General features: G+C 36.3%; 13 protein-coding genes. 5 read left to right on the top strand and 8 right to left on the bottom strand.

What is annotated here, in order from left to right:
• The coding region (locus tag HC728_RS11575; RefSeq protein WP_190395523.1) for a cadherin domain-containing protein at positions 1–3,091 on the bottom strand (3,091 nt) is incomplete at its 3' end.
• A 539-nt stretch (positions 3,092–3,630) separates the two neighbouring features.
• On the opposite strand from HC728_RS11575, the gene HC728_RS11570 reads away from it, so the two are divergent.
• Together HC728_RS11570 and HC728_RS11565 are read left to right on the top strand one after the other, a co-directional pair.
• A complete protein-coding gene (locus HC728_RS11570; RefSeq protein WP_065640982.1) occupies positions 3,631–4,944 on the top strand; it encodes a TolC family outer membrane protein in 1,314 nt (437 codons plus the stop codon).
• A 2-nt stretch (positions 4,945–4,946) separates the two neighbouring features.
• Positions 4,947–5,555: an OmpA family protein gene (locus HC728_RS11565; RefSeq protein WP_190395522.1), complete on the top strand. Its 609-nt coding sequence runs from the start codon at positions 4,947–4,949 to the stop codon at positions 5,553–5,555.
• 71 nt (positions 5,556–5,626) lie between these two features.
• On the opposite strand, the gene HC728_RS11560 is transcribed toward HC728_RS11565, so the two are convergent.
• From HC728_RS11560 to HC728_RS11540, 5 genes are all read right to left on the bottom strand, one after another.
• A complete protein-coding gene (locus HC728_RS11560) occupies positions 5,627–7,741 on the bottom strand; it encodes a type I secretion system permease/ATPase (protein WP_012535331.1) in 2,115 nt (704 codons plus the stop codon).
• 1 nt (position 7,742) lies between these two features.
• Positions 7,743–9,668, bottom strand: coding sequence for an EAL domain-containing protein (locus HC728_RS11555; RefSeq protein ID WP_190395521.1), 1,926 nt, complete (start codon positions 9,666–9,668; stop codon positions 7,743–7,745).
• A 6-nt stretch (positions 9,669–9,674) separates the two neighbouring features.
• Positions 9,675–10,343 (bottom strand): transglutaminase-like cysteine peptidase, encoded by a 669-nt coding sequence (locus HC728_RS11550; protein WP_065624554.1) that lies wholly within the window; start codon positions 10,341–10,343, stop codon positions 9,675–9,677.
• Positions 10,344–10,366: 23 nt separating this feature from the next.
• The gene (locus HC728_RS11545; RefSeq protein WP_005423898.1) at positions 10,367–11,758 is read right to left on the bottom strand and encodes an HlyD family type I secretion periplasmic adaptor subunit; all 1,392 of its coding nucleotides are present in this window, start codon (positions 11,756–11,758) and stop codon (positions 10,367–10,369) included.
• Between the two features lie 206 nt (positions 11,759–11,964).
• Positions 11,965–14,082: a GNAT family N-acetyltransferase gene (locus HC728_RS11540; RefSeq protein ID WP_190395520.1), complete on the bottom strand. Its 2,118-nt coding sequence runs from the start codon at positions 14,080–14,082 to the stop codon at positions 11,965–11,967.
• Between the two features lie 152 nt (positions 14,083–14,234).
• On the opposite strand from HC728_RS11540, the gene HC728_RS11535 reads away from it, so the two are divergent.
• On the top strand, positions 14,235–14,807 hold the full coding sequence (locus tag HC728_RS11535; RefSeq protein ID WP_005423902.1) for a nucleoside triphosphate pyrophosphohydrolase family protein: 573 nt from the start codon (positions 14,235–14,237) through the stop codon (positions 14,805–14,807).
• A 74-nt stretch (positions 14,808–14,881) separates the two neighbouring features.
• Here the strand turns inward: HC728_RS11535 and HC728_RS11530 are convergent, their stop codons facing one another.
• Positions 14,882–15,856 (bottom strand): ParB/RepB/Spo0J family partition protein, encoded by a 975-nt coding sequence (locus tag HC728_RS11530; protein WP_005423904.1) that lies wholly within the window; start codon positions 15,854–15,856, stop codon positions 14,882–14,884.
• A 3-nt stretch (positions 15,857–15,859) separates the two neighbouring features.
• Entirely contained in the window at positions 15,860–17,083 is a 1,224-nt protein-coding gene (locus tag HC728_RS11525; protein ID WP_005423906.1) for a ParA family protein, read from the bottom strand.
• A gap of 1,092 nt (positions 17,084–18,175) precedes the next feature.
• Between HC728_RS11525 and HC728_RS11520 the strand changes: the two genes are divergently transcribed.
• Positions 18,176–20,161: a replication initiator protein RctB domain-containing protein gene (locus tag HC728_RS11520; protein WP_005421664.1), complete on the top strand. Its 1,986-nt coding sequence runs from the start codon at positions 18,176–18,178 to the stop codon at positions 20,159–20,161.
• A gap of 349 nt (positions 20,162–20,510) precedes the next feature.
• On the top strand, positions 20,511–20,858 hold the full coding sequence (locus HC728_RS11515) for a RidA family protein (RefSeq protein WP_005421667.1): 348 nt from the start codon (positions 20,511–20,513) through the stop codon (positions 20,856–20,858).
• The last annotated feature ends 289 nt before the right edge of the window (positions 20,859–21,147 follow it).

Raw genomic sequence — 21,147 nt, 5'->3', positions numbered from 1 at the left:
ACACATTACCTGCCGCATCAGTCTCTCGAACCGTAATTGAGTTGTCACCTTCGACCACAGCAGGAGGGGTTGTTGACCAACTGCCATCTGCAGCCTGATATTCAACTGTATTGCCAACTTCGCTTGGGGTTACTGTGAATAAGCCATCATTCGTAAGCAGATCACCATCACTAATACCCGAATCAGTATCCAGCGTGATCTTTGGTGCATTTGGCGCTTGCGTATCTAAAACAAAATCTAGTGTATTTGAACCAGACACATTGCCCGCAGCATCTGTTTCTCGAACTGTAATTGAGTTGTCACCTTCAACTACTTCAGGAGGGGTTGTTGACCAACTGCCATCCGCCTCTTGATATTCAACTGTATTACCCACTTCGCTTGGCGTTACTGTGAATGAACCGTCATTAGTTAAGAAGTCATCACCTAACTTACCGCTATCGGTATCTAAAGTGATTATTGGTGCACTTGGAGCCTGAGTATCTAAAACAAAATCTAGTGTACTCGAACCAGATACATTGCCTGCAGTATCAGTTTCACGAACCACTATTGAGTTGTCGCCTTCCGATGCTGTTGGCGCATCAGTCGTCCACTCACCATTAACAAAGTACTCAACCGTATTACCAACTTCGCTTGGCGTTACTATGAATGAACCATCATTAGTTAAGAAGTCATCACCTAACTTACCGCTATCGGTATCTAAAGTGATTATTGGTGCATTCGGCGCTTGGGTATCAAGTACAAAATCAAGTGTGCTTGAGCCAGACACATTGCCTGCCGCATCTGTTTCTCGAACCGTAATTGAGTTAGCACCTTCGGTAGCGATTGGCGCATCAGTCGTCCACTCACCATTCACGAAATACTCAACCGTATTACCATCTTCGCTTGGGGTTACTGTGAATGAACCATCGTTAGTTAGGAAATCATTACCCAACTTACCGCTGTCGATATCTAAAGTAATCGTCGGTGGATTCGGTGGAATTTCATCTATATCTGTTACTGCAATATCAAAACTTTCTTGGCTTATTGAGCCATCAGTAGACGTCGCAATGATGGTGATAGAGTGAGAATCAGCTACTTCGTGATCAAGATTACCAATCAGCGTCACCACACCAGTGGTTGCATCGATCGCAAACAGACCTTTCACAATATCTGCATCTGAGAGCTTATAACTAACCTCGTCACCATCTGGATCTGTCGCAAGGCCAGTGATATTTACAACCGACCCAATTTCAGCATTCTCTGAAATCGTATTATCCACTGCGTTACTGTCAGTAACAGGACCTACATCATTATCAGTATCACCGCCGCCCGGTCTCGAACCATCAGCATCGGTTACTGTAATATCAAAACTTTCTTGGCTTATTGAGCCATCAGTAGACGTCGCAATGATGGTAATAGAGTGAGAATCGGCGACTTCGTGATCTAAATTACCAATCAGCGTCACCACGCCTGTAGTGGCATCGATAGCAAACAGACCTTTAACAATATCTGCATCTGAGAGCTTATAACTAACCTCGTCACCATCTGGATCTGTCGCAAGGCCAGTGATATTTACAACCGACCCAATTTCAGCATTTTCTGAAATCGTATTATCCGCTGCATTACTGTCAGTAACAGGACCTAAATCATTATCGGTATCGCCACCGCCCGGTGTCGTTCCGTCTGCATCCGTCACTGTAATATCAAAACTTTCTTGGCTTGTTGAGCCATCAGTAGACGTTGCAATAATGGTGATAGAGTGAGAATCCGCTGTGTCGTGATCAAGATTACCAATTAACGTCACCACACCTGTAGTTGCGTCGATAGCAAATAACCCTGCATCAATGTCTGCTTGTGATAATGCATAAGTGACATCATCACCATCTGGATCTGTCGCAAGACCTGTAATGTTTACAACCGCCCCAATTTCAGCATTCTCTGACAAAGTATTTTCAGCTGCATTTGAATCTGTAACAGGACCCACATCGTTATCGGTATCGCCGCCGCCCGGTGTCGAACCGTCTGCATCGGTTACTGTAACATCAAAACTTTCTTGGCTTATTGAGCCATCAGTCGATGTCGCAATGATGGTAATAGAGTGAGAATCGGCGACTTCATGATCAAGATTACCAATCAGCGTCACCACACCTGTGGTTGCATCGATTTCAAATAAACCAGCATCAATATCTGCTTGTGATAATGCATAAGTCACCTCATCACCATCTGGATCTGTCGCAAGGCCAGTGATATTTACAACCGACCCAATTTCAGCATTCTCTGAAATCGTATTATCCACTGCGTTACTGTCAGTAACAGGACCCACATCGTTATCGGTATCGCCACCGCCCGGTGTCGAACCATCTGCATCCGTCACCGTAATATCAAAACTTTCTTGGCTTGTTGAGCCATCGGTCGATGTCGCAATGATGGTGATAGAGTGAGAATCGGCGACTTCGTGATCAAGATTACCAATTAACGTCACCACACCTGTAGTTGGGTCGATAGCAAATAACCCTGCATCAATGTCTACTTGTGATAATGCATAAGTGACATCATCTCCATCAGGGTCAACGGCCAAACCAGTAATATTGACTTTATTACCTATCGTTATATTTTCTGAAACTGCATTTATTTTTTCATCACCATCAACAATATTACTGATAGCGCTATTTTTAGTATCTTTAGTTATTCCATTATCAAAGCTACCAGTATCTCGATATGCTTTATATTGATCTAACAATGTTAAACTTTGAGTTTTAGAGAAACCAATAGCCTCTAAAGAAGAAGTATCAAAATCTGTTTTGGCAATTATACTTTCGCCTGTTCTTTCAATTTCAATCGATGTAGTTAAACTAGAACCAGAATCTTCACCTGCTGCTGGCGCTTCGGTAATCAGGGAAGGATCTTCCCCGTCAATAATGGCGTTTAGAATTTCTTCAATATCCTTATTTTCTTCAGGTATATCATTAGAATCTAATGATACATTCTCATTACCATTATTAAGTAAAATTTCCCCGGGTAATACTTTATCGCCTGCATTGATTAGTTTTAAATTGCCATTTTTATCAATGACAATAAGTTGTTCTTTGCTTGCTGATATATTTAAGGCCATGAAGAGATTCCTAAATCCATTTATTCATATTAACTATCACCACCCAAGATCATAGTTATCTATGTAATAAATTTATCATACCTTTAACATTTCATCCACAAAGCAACATCATCAAAAACTAGATAAGTAACGTATGTTATCGGTCTTTTTTCATAACTTCTTAATTTTACGCCCGACATCACAAATGTGATATTTATTCCAAAATAAACGTAACATTATTTAACAGAGGTAAATTATTTTTATCTTTTTTAAGAAAAATAAACTAGCAATCTCAGTTATGAGCCTAATAAAATTTGCTTTTTTATTCTGCTTTTACCGAAACCTTCAACTTTATTTTATTTTATTTGTGCCAAAATGTTACTAATTATATTTCAACAAGTTATTTTTTGCTTTTCAAGTCAACATAACGTAGCATTTCTAACAAATGGTACACATAATAAGTACAGAGTAATGACATTATGTTGTTATTAACTCATTGATAGAATTGTTAATATCTTCTTCATTTATGGTTTAAAGATACGATTATTAGGAGAAACACTTTGAAATGGATAAAACTCGCAACATGCAGCAGTTTGCTTGTTTTGAGCGTATCTTCACAAGCTCAAACTTTAGAGCAAGCAATATCTCAAACCTTAACAACTAACCCTGAGGTAAAAAAAGCTTATAACTCTTATATGAGCTTTGTTGAAGATAGTAATAGTGTTGATGGTAATTACTTACCTTCTATCGATCTAGATGCTGGGATTGGATATGAACAAATTAACCCGGTAAATGGAAATGATACGAGTTTAACTCGAAAAGATGCAACACTATCTCTAACTCAATTAATTTGGGATGGTTCAAACACCATCAATGATATGGATCGAACCGAAGCTGAAGCTGAATCTGCAAGATTACAATTGATCTCTTTAGCTGAAAATAAAGCACTTGATGTATCACAAGTTTATTTAGATGCAGTGAAAGCAACTGAAATCCTTGCGCTATCTGAAAGTAACCTTGCTATCCATAAGAAAATCTATAAAGACATAAAAAAACGTGCCGCATCAGGAATTGGCTCTACAGCTGATGTATCTCAAGTGGAAGCCCGTATTGCTAGAGCCCATGGCAATTTACTAGCGGCTCAAAATAACCTTTTTGATACTCATACAGTTTTTACACAGATTGTAGGCTCTCCACCCCAAGCTCTTATTTACCCAAGAGCTGATGCGAATACCTTACCATTGAGCTTACAAGAAGGTATTGAACGAGCTTATGAGCATCACCCTGTAATTTTAACTGCTCAATCTGATATTCAAGCTGCTAAATATCAATATGCGCAATCAAAAAGTAATAACTACCCTACTTTTTCTCTAGAAGCAGCTCAAACATGGCGTGATGATGCTGGAGGTATTGAAGGAAGTAGTGATGAGTTCTCCGCAATGGTTCGCATGCGTTATAACTTATACAATGGCGGCACGGATAGCTCTCTATCTGAAAAAAGCGCGTATCAACTAAATATGGCGAAAGATCTACGCGATAGTGCATACAGAAATGTCGAGCAAGGTCTTCGTCTGTCTTGGAGCGCTCTAGATTTAACCTTACAACAAAAAGAGTTTTTAGCCGATCACGTAGATGCTGCTTCAGACACTGTTATTGCTTATGAAAAACAATATCGTATAGGTAAACGAACATTACTTGACCTACTTAATACTGAAAATGAATTGTTTGAAGCAAGAAAGTCTTACCTTGATGCTCATTATGCAGAGCAATTTGCAAAATACCGAGTACTACATGCAACAGGGACACTATTACCTTCATTACTAATTGATACTCCACAAGAGTGGGACAATAAAAACAAAGAAGAGGAGAAATAATTATGAAGCAATCAATTTATCCAGTAATTATTGCTAGCCTTTTCTTAACAGCGTGTGTTTCTGGTGATAAAGATTACATAGAAACACCGAAATCAGATCAAATCGCTGATTTAAAAGATGAAGATAATGACGGTGTAATAAATGCACGTGATATTTGTCCAGGGACCCCGAGAGGTGCTCAAATTGACAATGATGGCTGTGCAGAATATGTCGAACATTCAGATAAAAAAGATCTGAAGATCTTGTTTGCAAATGACTCATCAGAAATATCTCCAATATTCAAAACCGAAATACGCACCATGGCGGAATTTTTAGAAGAATACCCTGAAACATCGATTCAACTACAAGGATTTGCAAGCCAACAAGGTAATGCTGAATATAATATTCGCTTATCAGAATTACGAGCAGCAGCAGTACGTGTCGCTTTAATCGAATATGGCGTTGATCCTCAACGTATTGAAACCATAGGCTTTGGTGACACATTACTAACAGCTAAAGGCGACTCAGCCGTTAGCCATGCCCTAAACCGTCGTGTAGTAGCGACAGTCGTTGGGTTTAAGGGGGATGTTGTCAATGAATGGAATATTTTTACATCCCGTAAAAAGAGATAGCATTATCTAACCAAAAAAAGCCCCTCAGTGAAATTCATTGAGGGGCTTTTTTATTACAAAATAGAAGGAGCTTAACTTACCGCTCTTACCTTTCCGGTTTTCAATTCATTTAATACTTGTTCTTTTGGCCCATCAGCAATGATATGACCCTTCTCCATTACGATAAGTCGATCTACAACATCTAACATCGATGTTTTATGAGTAATTAAGATTAACGTTTCTGCAGGCTTTAAGTGTGATAGCTGGTTCTTAAATAACATTTCTGTACGATTATCCATGCAGCTTGTTGGCTCATCTAACAACAGTACAGGCGGCCGACCAATTAACGCTCGCGCAATAGCAACTGACTGACGTTGTCCACCAGATAATAATAAACCACCTTCACCAACTTGACGCTCTAATCCAGCTGGATCTTGCTGTGTGAAAGCAGTAACACCAGCACGATTGGCTGCATCCATCACTTCTGCATCATCTGAAAGTTCACGTCCAAGTACAATATTCTCTCGGATAGAGCCATAAAATAGTGTTATATCTTGAGGGACACAGCCTATATTACGTCTCACATCAACATGGTGTAATTGTGATATGTCGGTATCATCAATACGAACAGAGCCAGCAGTGGGCTTATACAGGCCCATAATAAGGCGTTCTAACGTGGTTTTTCCTGAACCAATACGTCCAATAATTGCTACTTTCTCACCTGGATTGATCGTTAAGCTAATATCACGTACCGCAGCAACTTCAGCTTCAGGGTAATTAAAGCTGACTTTATCAAGTTCTATTTTTCCTTGAAGTATTGGGCGATGAATATATCGCTTCTCTTCTTCCTGTTCATCAGGCATTGCCATTAATTCTTCAATAATCGTCATTGATGATTTTGCTTGATTATAACGGCTTGATAGTAGAGATATTTGAACTAAAGGGCCGATAGCTTTACCACTTAACATTGTTGATGCGATTAATCCTCCCATGGTTAGATCGCCATTAGAAATAAGATAAACACCAACAATAATCATCCCTATGTTTACAGCCTGTTGAACAAAACCAGCCATATTTTGAATCGAATCAGTAATTCTTCGGCTTTTAATGCTCCAATTAGAAATATGTGTAACCGCTTCTTCCCAACGATACTGATATTGACTTTGTGCATTAAATATCTTTAACGTTTCTAAACCCACTAAACTTTCAATTAAGTTCGCATACTTTTGTGAGGACAAACGAGAGCCTTCTTCAATCGTTTTCTTTAAAGGTCCTTGAATTATAGCTGCATGAATCAACAGCAATGTAATACCGACGACAGGAACTAATACAATAGGTCCCGCAATAAGATAAATAATAAATAAGAATAAAAGAGCAAAAGGCAAATCAATCAATGATGCTATCGTTGCCGAAGTAAAGAAATCACGAATAGACTCAAATTCTTGTAAATGCCTTGCAAATGCACCAACAGAAGCAGGTTTTGCTTCCATTCGAATACCTAATACTTTTTGAAACAGCTTTGAAGAAATCAATACATCTGATTTTTTACCTGCTACATCAATAAAATAGCCTCTTAAGTATTTCAAAATAAAATCAAATACAAAGACCACAAAAATACCAGAAGCCAATACCCATAGAGATTCGAACGCTAAATTAGGTACAACTTTATCGTACACCAGACGGGTAAACATAGGTGTAGCGATTGCAAATATATTAATCAAAATAGAAGCAATAAATACATCTCGATAAATATGCTTCGATTCAAACAAAGTGCTCCAAAACCAATGACCTTCACGCTTTTTTAAAATCTCAGGTGAGCGATCATCATATCTGAACTGTTTTTTTAATAAGATATACCTACCAATATATTGAGCTTCTAAGTCTTCAACGGAAATAGATATAGGTAACATATCCGAGCTTAATGTAATAATTTCAGCTTCTTTTCGCTCAGCATCAAACCCGATTAAAACACACGACTCTCCCCCTTTTAGCAATAAAACAACAGGTAAAATAAGTTGAGGAATAGAAAGTAACTCACCTTGGTTTTCTTTTGCTACTAAACCTGCTCTTTCTGCTGCACGAGAGAATAAAAATGGCGTTAACTTACCATCTTGTAATGGCAATCCATTAATCAAAGCTTCTGGTGAATTTATTTGTCCGTAATAACGACTTACATAGCAAAGTGAATGTAATAATGAATCCTTCATATTAAATGCCTTCCACTTTTTCATTAATAAAGAAACCTTGGAATACATCAACATTATGTTCTGCTAATAAATCCAATTGTTCTTTGTTTTCAACGCGCGATGCGATTGTTGTAATACCAAGGTTTTGTGCCGTTCTTGATATAGAAGCTAAAATATAGCGCTGTTTTTCATCATCTAACTGATGGGTAAATAGGTAGTCAAGTTTTACATAATTAGGACGGAATAATTTAATGTACTCTAAAGATTCAAAATTACGTCCAAAATTATCAACGCCAAATTCAGCACCAGAAGAACGGATCACATTACACAATAATGCCGTATGGTCTTCACTTTCAATGAATGCACTCTCTTGAATTTCAAAATGAAATAATGACGCAATAGATTTATGCTTCTTCAGTGTTGCAGTTAGCCAACGAACGAAACTTGGGTTATCCACACTTCGATTTGATAAGTTAATCGCAACAGGTTGTATTATTTCCCCAGATGAAACTCTTTCTATCATGGTTCTAATTACAAATTGATCAAAGTAAGTCGTTTCATTCAGTTGTTCTAATGCAAATAAATACTGATTAGCAGAGTAACGTTGCTCATCTTTTTCTATCGCAGAAAAAACCTCTTGATGGAAAACAGTTCCGCTAGGAGTTGTGGCAAGTTGTAACGTAAATTGAAATAAGTGTTCATTAATCGCTTCATCAACAAACGCTTTCCATTGTTGTTTACCCATCAATTCATGCTCGCTTTCATCAGCAATAAAACCAAAAGGTAATTGTGGATTTGAATGAGCTAACGTTAATGCGTTATCGGCAAGCGATAATATTTCAGTTGTCGTTTTCCTTATTTCATTAAATACAACGCCAAGCTCAGCATCAATAGGCGCTGTTGCTGTTGGGTCACCTTTAATATCTTGGGTATAAACCACAATATTTTCAGCGGCTAGCTTTAACTCATCTTCTTCAATATTTGGAAAAATAAAACCAAATTCAGAAGAGTTAATACGAGTCAGAATTACATTGGATGCAGGAAGCGTTGCTTTTAATAAATCAGACAATTCACGAACTAAAGCATCACCAGCCTCGTAGCCATCTTGCTCATATACTTTATTGATAAAATTTACTTTAAATAAAGCAACACCACCTTTAGAAGACTCAGCTAACCAATTTGTTAACTGCCCCATAAAGAAGCTTCTATTTCCTAGACCAGAGATAGGATCTAAATACACTTTATCACGCAATTTTTCAGCCTCTTTCGCTTGTGATTGAAAGCTTTGCGCTATCTGTGCTGACATCAAATTGATCCCGTCAATTACAGCTTCAAGATCTTTTGTCTTTGGTTTTGGTAAATTGTTTTCAAAATTATTATTAGCGACTTCTTTCATCTTAATAATAATTTGTTGAAGAGGAGATAGCGCACGCTTAACAACAAAGGCAATAGTTACTGTACCAAGACAAATAACAACAAAGAAAGTTATCGCTAACTGTATCAAAGCATTCCAGAGTTGCTGATAAGCATAACCAGGATGCGTAACAATTTCGACTTCTGCTAACTGCAACCAACCGCTTGTTATAATACGATTCTCAGAAATAGTTCTAAAAAGGTGTAATTGAGTAAACCACTCTGGAACAGTATCGATTTTAACAGGGTAAACTCGAACAATTTCCTCATTCGTTGTAAACAATGTTAAACGTACCGCAGAGTAATAACTTCCATCAAATAAAGCATTAATAACAGATTCAGAGGCTACTTTATCTTCATCTTCCAAATAAGGAGCTAATGCTAAACCAACCGTATTAATGGTGTTATTCACTTCTGAGCGCTGTTGATTCTCTAAGAAGGCTTGCGTATTTCGAAATTCAATGGCAAAAACAGAAATCATCAATATTAAAAAGACAGCTGTCATCCATGCTACTAGTTGTTTATATAATGTCATTTCTCACTACTCATCATAATTCAAAATTGGGTGATTTAATCTCAAGCCATCGTTCCGTTTTCGTAAATCATTCCATAGACTTAAACGAGATGACTTTCCAGCTTGCTGACCATTACCTTTTCCTTTCATCAGCCATAGATGTTGACCGTTAAAACTGTATATAGGTAAAAGATCTGTTCGTTCTGTTGCTGGTTTTATTTCTTTATCTATATTATCTAAAATTAAAGGGACTGATGCTGGTGTTGGATAATAAGCCAGTACCATGTGAAACTGATTTAACTCTATTGCTTTAAGGTAAATAAGCCTTAATTTTTTATCTGATACGCCTAACTCAATCAGAGAAAAATATTTAGCAATGGTAAAGTCTTCACAATCACCAGCATTTGCTCCAAGAAACTCTAAAGGGGTTGCCCAGTAGTCTTTTTTCCCCCACAGTTTTATATCATCAACAAAATAGAGTTGATTAAAAAACTGATTCACATTATTTAGTTGTTCTCTCTCATTATTCAAATCAGCTTTGGCTAGCATATCTCGCCAAGCTAACACTCTTTTTCCGGCTCTTTCGCCATATTCATCTTGTACTGCTTTGATCCAAATATTTTCTTGTTGTGTTAAAGCAATAGAAGCGATAGAGAATATGGCAAATGGTATTCCTAACAACCATCGACTTCTCATTGTGAGATGTGCTCCTTTTACTTTTATTCTCTTAGTGCTGATCCTTTTGCTTGAACGATAGGTTTCACTAAGTAATCTAAAATAGAACGTTTTCCTGTAATAATATCAACCGTGGTTGTCATACCTGGAATAATATTAAATTGTGTTTTTTCTTCTAAATCTTCTTGGGAAGTCCTAACTCTTACAAGATAAAAACTGTTTCCTTCTTCATCTTGAATAGTATCGGCACTGATATGCTCTAGCGTACCTTTCAAACCACCATAACGAGTAAAGTCATAGGCACTAAATTTAACAATGGCAGAAAGCCCTGGACGTAGAAAGGCGATATCTTGTGGTGCAATCTTAGCTTCAATTAATAACGTATCTTCTGTGGGTACAATTTCAATTAAGTCCATACCTGGTTGAATAACACCACCGACCGTATTTATGTATATTTTTTTTATGGTTCCAGTAACTGGCGATAACACAACTGTACGATTTACTCTATCTTTCAATCCGACCTGTGATTCAGTTAAGGCTGATAATTTATCTTGAGTAGTATTTAATTTTTCTTGCTGTTCAGAACGAAACTTTAGAGCTGCGTCGATTCTGTTTAAAACAGTTTCTTGAATTGCAGAAGTTAAGACAGGAATTTTTAATTCAGTGGATGTAAGTTCACGCTTAGTATCGTTAACTTGACGCTGTAATTTTAATAGTTCGATGCGAGGAACAACACCTTCATCTGCTAGAGGTTTTGTTATATCTAACTCTTTTCTTGCAAGGTTATAGCTTGCCTTTAAATTTCGAACCCGCGCTTTTATTTCTACAAGGTCTTGTTGCTTTTGACTTACCTGTTGGTCAAAAACAAAGATTCTGTTTTTCAGGTTATTCATATCAGCTTTATATTCTGCAAGCTGGCGACGAGTAACAATTGGATTTTCTTTCGCAAACTCTTCATCAAATTTTAATTTATCAGTATAAATGATGACAGATTCTTTCCAGCGCTTACGATTATTTATATCCTGAATAAGAATACTATCCATCGAAGCCGCCAATTGTTGAGCGCTTGCAGTTAAATTGATCAGTTGTTTTTTACGTTCTCTAAAATCAGAGCGAAAGCGAGTATCGTCAATTAAAAGAAGTTGCTGTCCTTTTTCAACTTGGTCACCTTCTTTAACCAACATCTCTTTGACTAAACCCCCTTCTAAGTTTTGTACAACTTGTAATTGCGAAGAGGGAATGACTTTTCCTTGACCTACAGTAACTTTATCAATTTCAGCCCAAGAGGCCCAACCAATAGCAATACAAAAGAAAACGACAATCACCCATAAAAGAATTTTTGCATTAGTTGGTGTATTTAAAAGTAGAGCCGCCGTTTTGTCATCAACAAAATCCAGCTCATGTTTATCAAGCTTGTTGAATCCTTTCTTACTCATTTATATATCCCTAATTGTTGTTATTCAGATAACAATCCTATTACATTAAGAATATAGTATTTATACGTTAGGAACTACAACAAATCATTGAATATTAGAAGGCTGAATCAAATTTAGGATAACTCTTTATGTGGAATTTACAGTGTAAATTCAATGAATATGAAAATCTTAATTTACACTGTAAATTGATAGCTATAATGATTTGACTAGGATTTACAGTGTAAATTACATAATAAGATTCTAATTGCTGAGCGCATTTCAGCTTCGGCTTCTCTTCTTCCTGAAACCTTTGAAAGAGAAATGGTAGTTTTCCAATCTTGTAATTGAATGATTTTAGACACCACTAACACTTGATGCGTTATATTTAGAGGTAGCAGAGATGATATAGATGACAATACAAAGTGTCTGAGTTCATACTGAATCATCTCAACGCCTAACCCACCATTAGAATACATTTCAATTCTTTTAATCATTAAATCGGATAACGGCTGTTTCGTATCAATCCCTTTTAATAAACTTAATACTTCAGAAACATCAAGTTCATTAAAAACACTTAGTAGTTGTTCAGGTAAAGCCATAGAAAAATAATCTTTACCAACAGGTTGCCATTCGACCGCATTTTTAGATAAAGGCAATACCGCAAGTAACGAGTGGCTTCCACTCGCTTTATCTTTAGAAATACCTAATCGTATAAAACTAAAATCTAAGCTCAACCAAAATTCATTCAATCCAGGAGTCGAGCCAAAGCTTGTGCTTAGGTAATCAACACCTAAATCACAATAGAATGCTTTAATACACTCAATTAATTTAGAACCAAGATGCATACGTTGATAATGCTGCTCAACCGCAATCCTCATAATACGAATACAAGATTGTTGAGCCGGTTCGTTAATACATAACGTTTGTGTTAACGAAACAGGAACTAAATGTCCTTTAGGTCTTCTCTTTCCAAGTTGAATATCAGCAATAAGCTGATTGTCGAGTTCACCTTCTGAAGAAACTAATGCGCATGTAAGTACGCTTCTAGACGATTTATCTATGCCAGCCCAACAAAAGAGACTAGGATCAGATAATAGAGCCAACCAATCATTAGGTGATGTTTGATAGTGAGCAGACACTAATAAAGAAAAAATGGATTGTGCTAATTCAGGATACGTTAATAAATCACTTACATTCAAGCGAACAAATTCGACATCCTCTCGGCTAATATCCAGTTGCTTATTACTCGACACTTTGTGATCTAATAAAAAAACAGAAGATAACCAATTTTCTAATGGATCGAGTTCAGACCAGCGAATAGGTTGTATCATTTCCACAGAATGAAAGTTTGGGCGTAGCAGAGCAAGTTGCTTTTTGAACTTTATTTCGAATCCTCTACCAGTCCCTTCATAACCATTAATTGTGGTAGAAAAAACCAGACGAGAATAACGCTCAGTTAATGCCAATAACATCGGTGCAGGAATAGCTGCCGCTTCATCGATACATAACAAATCTAATGAATAAGAATCACGTATTAATTCATCCGGAGCAAAATACGTAACCGTTGAGCCATTTATAGTTAAGGTGTTTTTTTCTTGTTTAAATGGCATTCCTAATTTTTTTGCCACACTTGCAGCATGACCGAAAACTTCATTGATATTCACGCGTAGTGGTGCCGTAATACCAATAACCAATTTTTTATCACGAACAAGCTCAGCGATAGCGATACCTATTGCTGAAGATTTTCCTCGTCCACGATCAGCGGTGATAATTAATGGTCTCTTAGCGTGGCCAGTAATCACTCTTTGTATACTTAACACGGCATGCTTTTGATCGATAGAACGATATAGTTCATCTAATTTATCTGTCTGAGTAAAAGACGACGTTAACTTTTTTTCTGTCGGAACCTGCGGTAGTGACGGTACAGGAGCATTTTCTGAAATAACGAGCATCTGCTTTTTAAAGAGTGTTAACCAACGTTCGATATTACGATGCAAAGATGAGTCTTCTGAACGAACAAAAAAAACTAATCCTCCGCCAACAAGTGTTCCACAAACTGCATTTATTGCATTCGCGTTAAACTCATGAGAAATATCGATCACCAAACAATGTGTTTCTTGCCCTAATTTTTTTAGAGCTGCTTTCATTTCTAAGCTAGGTAATTCACCAATAGAAAGGTTACCGTAAACCTCAATATCAGAATCCAGATATCCAGAATGAGCAATATACTCTTTAATGACTTCTTCGCTCCAACCGATAGAACCTTCTAAAAGAATTGGGTATCGAATAAAACCACTCGCTGCATAAGCAGAAACTGTTTTCAAAAAAGATAAAACTTGAAGCATGGGAAAATCCATTAATACGAGAGATAAAAACCATTGAATTGTAGCATGAGATACAAAGTTTCCTTCAATTAAGAAAAGAAAGTATGACGAGAGTTTATTTGAAAAGGTATAATAACTAACTCATTTATGACTTCATCATTTAGGAAATAAACATGCATTTAAGTCAATTAACTCCAGCGGTTTACCAAAAGCTTTATCAAGATATCGAACAATTCAGAAGTACCTTTGACTTAGCTGTTGATTCACCTGAATCACTAGATGAAAAAAATGACCTACTACATACATCTCTAGCTATTGAAGAACTAACAGAATTAGCAGAAGCAGACAGCAAGATTGAACAAGCTGATGCTATTGTTGATACGGTTTATGTATTAATGGGAAGAGCAGTTCATCTTGGCACAAAGAATTTAGAAGATAATTTAAGTATTTCGTATCTTGTAGATTTACTTCTAAACGTTGCTAAAAATCTGAATATTGAATTTATTCCGTGCTGGGATGAAGTTCATTCAAGCAACATGAGTAAAGTATGTAAAACAGAAGATGAATACCAAGCAACAAAAGCATTCTATGCAGAGCAAGGCATTGAACTGATGTCGACAGAAAAAGGCGGTTTTATTATCGCGAAATGTGCAAAAAATGTAGAACTAGAAAATAAAGTAATTAAACAAGGTAAAGTTCTTAAATCAGTAAATTACCGACCAGCTGATTTAGCACCATTGGTTTAATGCTTTCTTAGATAAAAAAAGAGCCTGATTTAATGATTAAATCAGGCTCTTTTTTATTATTTAATAAATACTAGTTACGATACTTTTTGACTAATGTACTCAAGAATATCTTCCATCAAAGCATCATCAACTTTTTTCAAACTTAACGTTAAGCCTGAGCCTTTACGTTTATAAGAAGCACGTCCTTTTACTAATTCAGTCGTTAACGATTTTGCTGGTTCTTTTTTCGGTAATAGATCTTCAATCCATACTTCAATCAGCTCTGTTACTTCTTTAGTCATTCGACTAACACCAAGAGCCGTAGAACGCGTCCAGGCAGCTCCTTGTTCACCAGCACACTGCTTTAATAAGGTTTTCTGCTCTTCTTCTGAGAGGGCGTTATAGAGCTTATGAAGCTTAACTACCGTTGGACGACCTATTTCACTTACGCTTGGGTAAGCTTGTAGTAATTCCAATGGTAAAGTCGCTGCTTTTAGAGCTCCACTGACTAAAGCTTCACTGCACTGGCATACTTTTGCTAATTCTTTTTGATCGGCAACATCACCACGAGAAAGCATTGCCTGCATTTCTTTACCACGCTCATATAATGAAAGTGGTTTATGAGCATTAGCAACGTCAGATAGGAATTTTGCATGTTTTGTATTAATACCTTCAGCAACATAGATTAAGAAATCTTGTTCAGCCAAAATACATGACATACGACGACGGCTACCATCAAGAACTTCAATCTTACCGCCTTCAACCACACGACCAACAGCAGGATATTGCTGACCACGATCACGTAATGTAGATAATATATCTGATAGTGCATGCTCAGTTAAAAAAGATTGTTCACGAGCATTTTCAGCAAATACTACCGTTGATGAACTCACATCTTTAGCAGGAATTTTACGTAATTCAAACGTCACTAAATCTTCACCAGCAACAGCTAATTCAATAACTTGAGCTTGTGATTTAGCTGCTTTTTGTGCTTCAACAGGCGTTGTTGCACGACGCTTATTAGTTTTACCAAACAGTTTTGCGTTTAAATCAGAAGTTTTAATCGCCATGAATTAGTACTCCCCTTTATTTAATGAATTCCAGTGACTGTGTAATACGCGTTCAAACTCTAGTGCGCTTTTCTTAACAGCATCTTGAGCTACAGCAAGTGTCTTCTTACCACCTTCAAAATCAGCGGCAGTTAAGTCAAATACGGTACTGTATGTATCTGCACAAATTTCAAATGCTCGGCTTCTTGGGATGGTCGCCATCATAACTTGATCAGCCAATAAATAATTCATTTCCGTTAACACAGAAACTTGTTTTTTATTGTCATCTTCAAACATGGTTGGCATTAAGCGAACAAACTCTAAACCGTGCCAGTCTTCTGGGAACATTTCATAAACCGTTGGTAAATGTTGGAAAAAGTTAACCGTTGAAGCCCAGTCTAAACGTTTTGCAGCACATGGAATTAATAACGAATTCGATGCGTACATTGCATTCCAAACTAATGGATCTACGTGTGGACCGGTATCAATCATAATGACATCAAATTGATCGGCAATTGGATCAATCACTTTTTCTTTCAATAATTTAACGATATCTAGAGAGCCATTTGTTGATAAATCTTGCCATGCTTCAGCATTAAACATTGCATCTTCAGGGAAAGCTGAAATCGTTTTTAAATTTGGATATTGAGTGTTTAAAAGCACATTTTTGGCCATGAACTCGCCATCAATAACCTCACCTTCAGGTACATTATCTAGCATAATATCAACAGCAGAATAAATAGTATCTTGTTCTGACACGCTAATCTGAGGGTTTAAAAATAGACGAAGTGAGCCTTGTGGATCTAAATCGATTAGACAGATACGGTATCTTTTTTCCAGATTTAACGCTAAACATGCAGCCAAATGTACAGCTGTCATTGATTTACCAGTACCACCTTTTTGGTTCTGAACATTAACCACCCAAGGTTTATTGTTAGCATTTTTCTTCTGTTCATGAAATGTTGGAACGCCTGCCGCATCCATTAACATATGCGCTTCAGTCAAAGAAATTGAGTAATGATTCGCATTATTTTTTGTAAATTGATGACCTTCAGATTCTAAACGAGTAATCGCTTCATCTAACTTACGTCTTGTTAAACCAGAACGAGTTTCCATCATTGCTTTCGACATTGGAGGGAAGTGTTCATTATTTCTTTCTTCAAGTACTAACTCAATACGATCAGATTGAACTTGCTGAGTTTGCTCTGCCAATGCAGCTAAATTGGCAATGGTTTGTTCTCTATTCATTATATTCGCCATCAGTATTAACTATGAAAACAATTGTACAGCATAAAAGCAATAATTCAACAAATAGCTGAACATGAATTTAATTATGTGATATTCATTAAAAAAGAAATTTTAAATATCAAAGCTGACATTTACAGTTAAAAAACACTAAAAATAATCAAGATAATTACGAGCAAAATAAGTTAAACTTAAAGTGTTACAGTGTCACTAGCGTTGATTTACAGTGTAAATTTTCACGGAAGCGTGAAAAAGATAGACTAAATTACGGCTGATGTATTTTCAATTAATTTTATGAAAAAATTCTGAAAAATTTAAATGTAATATAGAGATATATTGAGTCTATTCACTAAGCTATTTATATAAAATAGAAGCATGATCAAGGCTAATATTTCAGTAATAAACAGGTGTAAATTGATAGAATGTAAGTTCTGGACTAAGAAGCATGATCAAGAACTAATCTACTTCGGAAGCATGAAACTTTCCTCCTAAATTACAGAGGATGTATATCTGACAAGGCTTCAGAGAAGATCAATGAAAATATCAAACAATTCAATCAGGTTGATCTCAGAAGAATGACACTTGATCATTCTTCTGAAATACGATTAAAACACATTAGACATAAGATCATCTTAATTTTATAGCTATAAATGAATTAAAAACGTATTTTAGACTAATCTTTGGTTCTTAAATGTCATCCATCAATAAAATACACCTCTCAAAAAGGGATAAAATAGAAATTCTGTGGATAACTTGTGTTTAGACCATGATCATTCTTCAATGAAACTCATGATCATCGATTCAAATGGACGATGATCATGCTTTTGAGATTTAATGATCATTGATCCAGAACCATAATGATCATGCTTTCTAGATATTCTTGATCATGCTTTCATAAGTTTATTTTTTAAATTGTTTACTTTCAATAACTTAAAGGCAAAAAACCAACCAGATCATAGATCAATATAATCATATAGATCAGAATTAATCATAAAGATCAGTTTAAAAGAATAATAATTTTTTTCTTTCTTTAAAGATCCATTTCCATTAACCTATACGAAAGAATGATTAAAATACAATTAATGTCAGTTGAAAATGAATCATATAAAACCTACAGATAAAGAAAAGATCTACATTCCTCTTCCAAGAGATCACAAAGGTGGACACTTATTTGAAATCCCAACAAACTTAGTTGACTGGATTTCACAGTATCAACACTTTAAAGGTGTCACCAAAAGCATTTTGGAATTAATGAATCTTATTTCTTTAAAAGGATTTTCATCTCCAGATGGTTTAGTTTCTACAACTGAAATAATTGAAACAACTGATGGTCATTTGACTCGTGCAGCGATACAGCAACGTCTGCGAACTGCGGTAAATATAGGATTATTTGAACAATTTCCAGTTCGTTTTGAACATGGCCTAGCTGGAAAAACCATGCTTCATAAATTTATTAATCCTTCTCAGCTCATTTCTGCACTTGGAATAACCAGTCTTAAATCAGAACAAAGTCACGAACAAGAAAAACAAAAACGCTCAAAAGCACTAGCTCAAACACAAGTAAACCGACAATTCCTAACAGAACACGGTTTAAGTGTACCTCCTAGTATGCGTGATGAAGCAGATCAATTTGTAGTATCTCCAACTAACTGGGCTGGGATCATAGATCAAGCTTTAGCTCCACCACGAACAAGAAAAAATTATCAAAAAGCCATGGTTGCTATTTCAGGAACAAAAGCAATTATTGAAACAAGATCTTCCAAAAACATCATGACAGTTGATGATCTTATGACGCTTTTTGCTTTGTTTACTTTAACTGTTCAATACCATGATCATCATCAAGACGATTATCATATTCAGACAAAAACAATGGGAAATAAAACCCCCATTTATATTACTGATATTCTTACACTTCGTGGTAAAAAAGACTCTGGGCCTGCACGAGATTCTATTCGTGAAAGTATTGATCGTATTGAATTTACAGACTTTCAATTACATGAATTAACAGGCCGTTGGTTAAGTGAAAATATGCCAAAAGGCTTTAAGAGTGATCGTTTTCGCTTTTTAGCTAGAACGATCACAGCATCTGATGAAGCACCGAAAGAAGGCAAAGATGGTGAGATCAAGATCAAACCAAATTTGTATATTTTAGTTTGGGAGCCATCGTTTTATGATGAATTATTAACCAAAGATTACTTCTTTTTATTTCCACCTGAAATTTTAAAGCAACATACATTGGTATTTCAGCTCTATAGCTTCTTCAGAAGCCGTTTAGCACGTCGAATGACTGATAACCTACTCCTAAGTGAAATTAACCAAAAACTCGCTCGTAACGTCGATTGGAGGCGTTTTTCATTAGATCTTATTCGAGAACTAAAGAAATTAGCGAAAGATAAAGTTACCGAAGAGCTGTTTATTGTTAATTTATGGGGTTATCACTTAACGATTTCGATGTTAGATAGTTCAGAAAAGCTGCCTGATTATCAAATTGATATTCGTTGTGATCCTGAAGAGGTGATTCGATACTCTCGAGCAAGAACAACGAATGCTGGAAAACGTAATATGGCACCAACAATGCCAAACCCTTTACGTAACGAGATCATGCCAAAGCAAGACCTTGATCAGCTTTCCACGATCATTGATGGTGAATTTGAGCCTATTAAACGCAATGATCCAAGTAAGAGTGGTCGTTTAGGACGTAGGGTTAAGTTACGTAAACATTCAGCTGAAATTAATGCTGATGAATTAACTATCACATTAACTAAATACACGTCAGAACAAGCGTTAGAGCGTAGTATTACTGCTTTATCTGCTATGACAGGGCATAGTTCATCATCTATTTCTGATGAGTGTAAAGAGCTGTTAGATAAACTAGATTATTTGAAAGTTGCAGGTGAGATCTTACCTTACGAAACATTGAGTAAAACGATTGAATTTTACAATAGTCAAGATCATGGCAAGCATCTGTCCATTGAAAACTTGATCTCTGGTTTAGCTGTACGTAGAAAGATCTGTAAATTGGTTTATTCTCAGAACTATGATCAAGATGTTCTTCATGCATTAGATGAAATGGCAGGGTAGTCAATATATTGACATAGCTATGGCTGTTTATTGACAATATGATGACATAAAGAAAAGGGTGGAGGCTATTATTACTAACGAATAGACAACCTTTGTCCTTTACCAATCGAAAGATTGGCTCATATTGTTACACATCTTACTTTTATTGTTTAAATAATTGTATTGGCGAGCCTCAGAGCTCGCCGTTTTTTTATCTGCAATAAATCATTTTTACATTCTCCGTATCCTATGACTCCATGATCATTCTTCCATTGAAAAATAAGGTGTTAGAGCGTTTGATACTCGTAATTATGAACAATTTTTATTACTCTATACGCCTATTTATTTTCTATTATTGAGATGACTTCCTATGATTGAACGCCAAGAAACAAAACAACGCATGAGCCGCATCGTAAAACACAATGGAACGATTTATTTGTGTGGTCAAGTATGTGCTGATGCAACAAAAGACATCACAGAACAGACACAAACTATGCTAGATAAGGTGGATCTTCTGTTAGAGCAAGCTGGAAGTTCTCGTGAGCATATGCTGTCAGCTACGATCTACATTAAAGATATGAAAGATTTTGCTGAAATGAATGCGGTATGGGATGCATGGGTTCCTGAAGGCCATGCACCAGCACGTGCATGTGTTGAAGCAAGTATGGCTCGTGACGCTTTATTGGTTGAGATCTCAGTTATCGCGGCTGAAAAGTAATGTAAATTAAGTGATTACCAATTTTTATTGGTGATCACTGCTTTTTTTATCAAACTCTCTTGATCATCTTTCCGTAATTCTTCTGTTTTCTTTGATCCCTACCTCGTTACACTTTGATCATGTTTCTGTGAAGAGGATAAGATCTGCATGACTTATCATGATCATGCTTCTGCTCTTATTCAATTTTTTGTTATTTTTTATAGCTATCTATTTCATATATAAGAAATTTAATTTCCCTGACATTCCTCTAACAGAACTCTTTATTTATTCCGTACACTGCCCGCGTCTT

Origin of the sequence: Aliivibrio sp. S10_S31, assembly GCF_014694495.1 — a bacterium.
GTDB lineage: Bacteria > Pseudomonadota > Gammaproteobacteria > Enterobacterales > Vibrionaceae > Aliivibrio > Aliivibrio fischeri.
Note: the sequence above shows the minus strand (reverse complement) of the source record. Positions and strands in the feature narration are given on the sequence as shown.